Origin of the sequence: Lentzea aerocolonigenes (assembly GCF_000955955.1) — a bacterium.
Lineage (GTDB): Bacteria > Actinomycetota > Actinomycetes > Mycobacteriales > Pseudonocardiaceae > Lentzea > Lentzea aerocolonigenes_A.
Genome location: NZ_JYJG01000587.1, coordinates 1 through 5512 on the forward strand (window position 1 = coordinate 1; position 5512 = coordinate 5512).

General features: G+C 69.4%; 2 protein-coding genes. Both read right to left on the reverse strand.

All coding sequences use genetic code 11. The features are described from left to right. The coding region (locus UK23_RS47605; protein ID WP_045318482.1) for a type I polyketide synthase at positions 1-2156 on the reverse strand (2156 nt) is incomplete at its 3' end. A gap of 24 nt (positions 2157-2180) precedes the next feature. Next, positions 2181-5512 (reverse strand): SDR family NAD(P)-dependent oxidoreductase (locus tag UK23_RS47610; protein ID WP_045318483.1); only part of this gene is annotated, 3332 nt, incomplete at its 5' end.

The following is a 5512-nucleotide window of genomic DNA, read 5'->3' on the forward strand; positions in this document are numbered from 1 at the left end:
GGCGAGTGGAACGCGTGCGACACCTTGAGCTGCTTCGTCTTGCGATCGTCGAATTGTTCAACAATCCGACGAGTCTCTTGTTCAACACCGGCGATGACGACCGAGCGCGGACCGTTGACGGCGGCGATGGACACGCCGCCGGTGAGGTGCGGCAGGACCTCGTCCTCGGTGGCCTCCAGCGCGAACATGACACCACCGGACGGCAACGCCTGCATGAGCGAGGCCCGCGCGGTCACCAGCGCGCAGGCGTCCTCGAGCGAGAACACCCCAGCCACGTGCGCGGCCGCGATCTCGCCGATGGAGTGCCCCGCCACCTGTTCCGGCACCAGCCCGAACGACTCCAGCAGCCGGTACATCGCCACCTCGAAGGCGAACAACGCGGGCTGCGTGTACCGGGTCTGCTCCAGCGCGGCGGCGTCCTCGCCCCACATCACCGAGCGCAGTGCCGGGTCGAGGTGCGCGAGCGCCGCGTCGAAAGCGGTGGCGAACACCGGGAAGCGGGCGTGCAGCTCACGTCCCATCCCGAGCCGCTGCGATCCCTGACCGGAGAACAGGAACGCGAGTGTGTGCTCCTCGACCGCGACCCCGCGCGCGAGCTCCGTCCCGTCCGGCAGCACCACCGCGCGCTGCTCGAACGACGCACGCGCGGTCGCCAGCGTGAACGCGATGTCCAGCGGCGACAGGGCATCCACGACCGACTGCAGCCGAACCCGCTGCTCCTCCAACGCCGCCGGAGTGCGCGCGGACAGAACCCACGGCAGCACAACAGGAGCAGCGGCAACAGAGCTTTCAACAACGACGGGCGGCGCCTGCTCGAGGATCACGTGCGCATTCGTGCCCGAGACACCGAACGCGGAAACGCCAGCGCGCAGCGGACGGTCGACGGACGGCCACGGCCGCGCCTCGTGCAGCAGTGACACGTTGCCGCGAGTCCAGTCGACCTGGGTGGAGGGCGTGCCGAGGTGCAGGGTCTTGGGCAGCAACCCGTTCCGCAGCGCCATGACTACCTTGATCACACCCGCGACACCCGCAGCACCCTGGGGGTGACCGATGTTCGACTTCACCGACCCGAGGTAGAGCGGCTCGGCGCGGTCCTGTCCGTAGACCGAGAGGATCGCCTGCGCCTCAATGGGGTCACCGAGAGTTGTACCCGTGCCGTGCGCTTCAACAGCATCCACATCGGACGGAGCGAGGCCGCCGTTCTCCAAAGCCTGCCGGATGACACGCTGCTGCGACGGCCCGTTCGGCGCGGTCAGGCCGTTGGAAGCGCCGTCCTGGTTGACCGCGGAACCACGGACGACAGCGAGGATCTTGTCGCCGGCGCGCTGGGCGTCCGACAACCTCTTCAACACCAGCACACCGACGCCCTCGGACCAGCCGGTGCCGTCGGCGTCGTCGGAGAACGCCTTGCAGCGCCCGTTTCCGGCGAGCCCGCCCTGCGAGGTGAAGGCGGCGAACCCGGCGGGCGTCGTCATGACCGCGACACCACCGGCCAGCGCCAGATCGCACTCACCGGCACGCAGAGCGGAAGAGGCGAGGTGCAACGCCACCAAAGAAGACGAGCACGCGGTGTCGACGGTGACCGCGGGGCCTTCGAGGCCGAGGAGGTAGGAGATGCGGCCGGACAGCACGGAAGCGGCGAACGCGGTCGTCGCGTAGAGGCCGACGTCCTCGCCCGAGCGCGAGAGCAGGTCGGCGTAGTCCTGCGAGGTGGTGCCCATGAACACGCCCGTACGAGTTCCGCGCAACGACTGCGCGTTGACCCCGGCGCGTTCCAGTGCCTCCCAGGCGGTTTCGAGAAGCAGGCGCTGCTGCGGGTCCATCACGACGGCTTCCCGGGGCGAGATGCCGAAGAACCCGGAGTCGAACGACGCCGGGTCTTCGAGGAAGCCGCCTTCGATCGTGGCGGAGTCGAGCTCGGAAACGTCCCACCCGCGATCGGCCGGGAACCCGCCGATCACGTCCCTGCCTTCGGCGACGACCTGCCAGAGGTCCTCCGGCGAGGCGACCCCGCCGGGGTACCGGCAGCCGATGCCCACGATCGCGATCGGTTCCACCGCTGCCGCGATCAGCCGCTGGTTCTGCTTGCGCAGCCGGTCGATCTCCTTCAGTGACGACCGCAGAGCCTCGACGTACTGGTTAGCAGAGGTGGTCATCGCGCTTCCTTCTCGGATCGCCCGCTAGTTCATGGCGTCCCCGATCGCCAGACGCAGGAGGGCTTCGCCGTCCATGTCGTCGATCGATTCCGCCTCGGCTGCAAGCACAACATCCGGAGCGCTGTTGTTTTCCCCACTCTCCTGGGCAAGTTGCAGGACGAGGTCGAGCAGACCGGCCTGGCGCAGGCGGCTGACCGGGATGGACGCGAGCGTCTCCCGGATGTGCGCCTCGGGGTCGTTGGCGGCCGCGACGTCGCCGAGGAGCTCGGTGCGGATGAACTGGGCCAGCGCGGCGGGTGTCGGGTAGTCGAACACCAGCGTCGCGGGCAACGCCACGCCCGTGACGGCCTTGAGCCGGTTGCGCAGGTCCACGGCGGTCACCGAGTCGAAGCCGACGTCGCGGAACGCCCTGGACGGCCCGAACGCCTCCGCGCTCTCGAAGCCCAGAGTCGCCGCGGCCTCCGTGCGGACGAGGTCGAGCAACGTCCTGGTGCGTTCGGCCTCGGGCAACGCCAGTAGCCGCTCCTTGAGCCCTGAGTCGGTCGTCTCCGGCTCTTCCAAGGCTTTCTGGACGGACGGGATGCCCATCAGCAGCGGGCTCGGCCTGGACGCGGTGAAGCTCGGCGCGAACTTCTCCCAGTCCATGTTGGTGATCGTCAGTGACGTGTGGCCGTCCTCGACCGCCTGCTGCAACGCCGTGATCGCGAGGTCCGGTTTCATCGTGTGGACGCCTCGGCGGCGCAGCTGTTCGGCGCCTTCCTCGTTCTCCGACGCCATTCCGGAGTCGGCCCAAGCGCCCCAGGCGATCGAGGTGGCTGTCAACCCCTGTGCGCGGCGGAAGTGCGCGAGGCCGTCGAGGTAGGCGTTGGAGGCGGCGTACGCGGGTTGGGCGCCGCTGCCCCAGCTCGCCGCGCCGGACGAGAACAGGATGAACGCGTCCAGGTCGCTCGTCAGCTCGTGCAGCAGCCACGCACTCGTCATCTTGGCCTTGAGCAGCCGGTCCAGCTGGTCGATGCCGAGCGCGTCGGTCGGCGCGTTGCCCTCCACGATGCCGGCCGCGTGCACGACGGCCGTGATGTCGGGTACCGCGTCGATCACCGACTTCAGACTGGCGCGATCCGACGCGTCGCAGGCCGCGATGGTGACGCGGGCTCCAAGCGCTTCGAGTTCTGCCTTGAGCTCTTGTGCTCCCGGTGCCTGATCACCCCGGCGGCTGGTGAGCAGCACGTGCTCGGCGCCGCGGCTCGCCACCCAGCGGGCGACGTGGCCGCCCAACGCTCCGGTTCCGCCGGTGATCAGGACAGTGCCGCGCGGGTTCCACTCGGTGGACTGCGGCGCGCGCTGGGCCGGGACGAGCCTGCGCCCGTGGACACCGGTGTCGCGGACCGCGAGCTGGTCCTCGCCGCCGCCATTGGTGATCGCGGCGACCAGCCCCTGCTCGATCTGCCCGTCGATGATCTCCGGCAGGTCGACCAGGCCACCCCAGCGGCGCGGCAGGTCGAGCGCGGCCACCCTGCCGAGGCCCCACAACGCGACCTGCTCGGGGTTGCGCACCTCGTCGGTCGGCCCGGTCGAGATCGCCTGCTTGGTGACCGCCCAGAACGGCGCGGTGCTGCCGACGTCGCCGAGTGCCTGGAGCAGCAACACGTTCAACGCGAGGCCTTGTGGCGTCGACGTGAACTCCTCGTGCGGTGTGTTCTCCGTGGCCAGCAACGAGATCACGCCCACCGGCTCGATGCCGATCAGCTCGGTGGCGAGCAGCGCACGTTCGGCGTTCTTGTGCACGGTGATCTTGACAACGTCGCTGCCGAACGTGCGCAGCACCGCTTCGTGCCATTCGTCTGTGTGCTCTGGGACCGCCGCGAGCCAGGTTCCGTTGATGCCGGTCGCCTGAACCCCGCGCAGGAGCTGCCACGAGTCGCGGTACCGCCAGCCATCCACAGTGGACTGGGTCTGTTGCCTCGCACGCCATTCCCTCAGTGCCGGAACGACGTTCTCCGCGTCGACGCCCAGCGCCTCGGTGAGGTCGCCGTTCTCGACGAGCCGCCAGAACGCGCCGTCCTCGGCGTTGACCGCCTTGGCGCCTGCCTTCGGCCAGAACCTGCTGCGGCTGAACGGATACGTCGGCAGATCGATCTTCCGGCCGCCGGGGTACCGCCACTGGACGTCGAGTCCCGCGACCCACGCCTCGGCGAGGCTCGTCGTGAACCGCCGGCTGTTGCCCTGGTCGCGCCGGAGCGAGCCGACCGTGACCAGCTCAACGCCCTGCGCCTCAGCCGTGGCCTGCGCCGGCATCGTCAGCACCGGATGCGGGCTCGACTCGACGAACACCCGGTAGCCGTCCTCGATCAGCTTCCGCGTGACCGCGACGAACTCGATGGGCTTGCGCGCGTTCTCGTACCAGTAGCCGGCGTCGAGGCTCGACGTGTCGATGCGCTCGGCCTTGACCGTCGAGTAGAACGCGATGTCGCTGGTGCGCGGCGTGATCGTGCCGAGCAGGGCCATGAGCTTCTCGCGGAGCGGCTCGACCTGCGGCCCGTGCGACGCCACTGTCGACGCCACCACGCGCGCCCGGATCTCCCTGGCCTGGCAGAGTTCCACGAACTCGTCGAGCTCCTGCAGCGCCCCGGCGACCGTGCAGGCGTCCGGGCTGTTGATGCCCGCGATCGACAACACCGGCCACTGCTCGATCAGCTGCCGCGCTTCCTCGACGGGCAGCGCGACGCTTGCGACGGCACCGTTCCCGACCAGCTCGTCCGCGAACAGCCGGGATCGCAGCACCACGATCCTGGCGGCCTCGTCCAGGCTGAGCGCACCGGCGACGTATGCCGCGGCGATCTCACCCTGCGAGTGGCCGACCACCGCGGCCGGCTCGACCCCGTTCTTCCGCCACGTCTGCGCCAGCGACACCATCACCGCGAACAACGTCGGCTGCAGCACCTCGATGCGCTCGAGCAGCGCCGCGTCGCCCCGCAGCACATCGATCACCGACCAGTCGACCAGCTTCCCGATCGCCGCGTCGCATTCACGAACCCAGTGCGCGAACGTCTCGTCCTCGTCCAGCAGCTCGACCGCCATGCCGTGCCACTGCGACCCCTGGCCGGGGAAGACGAACACCGGCGCACTCTCTTGCGCCACCCCCTGAACCACTTCGTCGCCCATGAGCACCGCACGGTGATCAAACACCGACCGCGTCGTCAGCAACGAGAACCCGATGTCCTCCGCCTTGCCTTCGAGCGCGCGCACCTGTTCGATGCGAGCCTTCAGCGAGGCCGGTGACTTCGCCGACACCACGAGCGGCACGGCTCCGCCCAGCGGCACAGCTCCACCCAGCGGAATCGATCCCGACTGGCCGG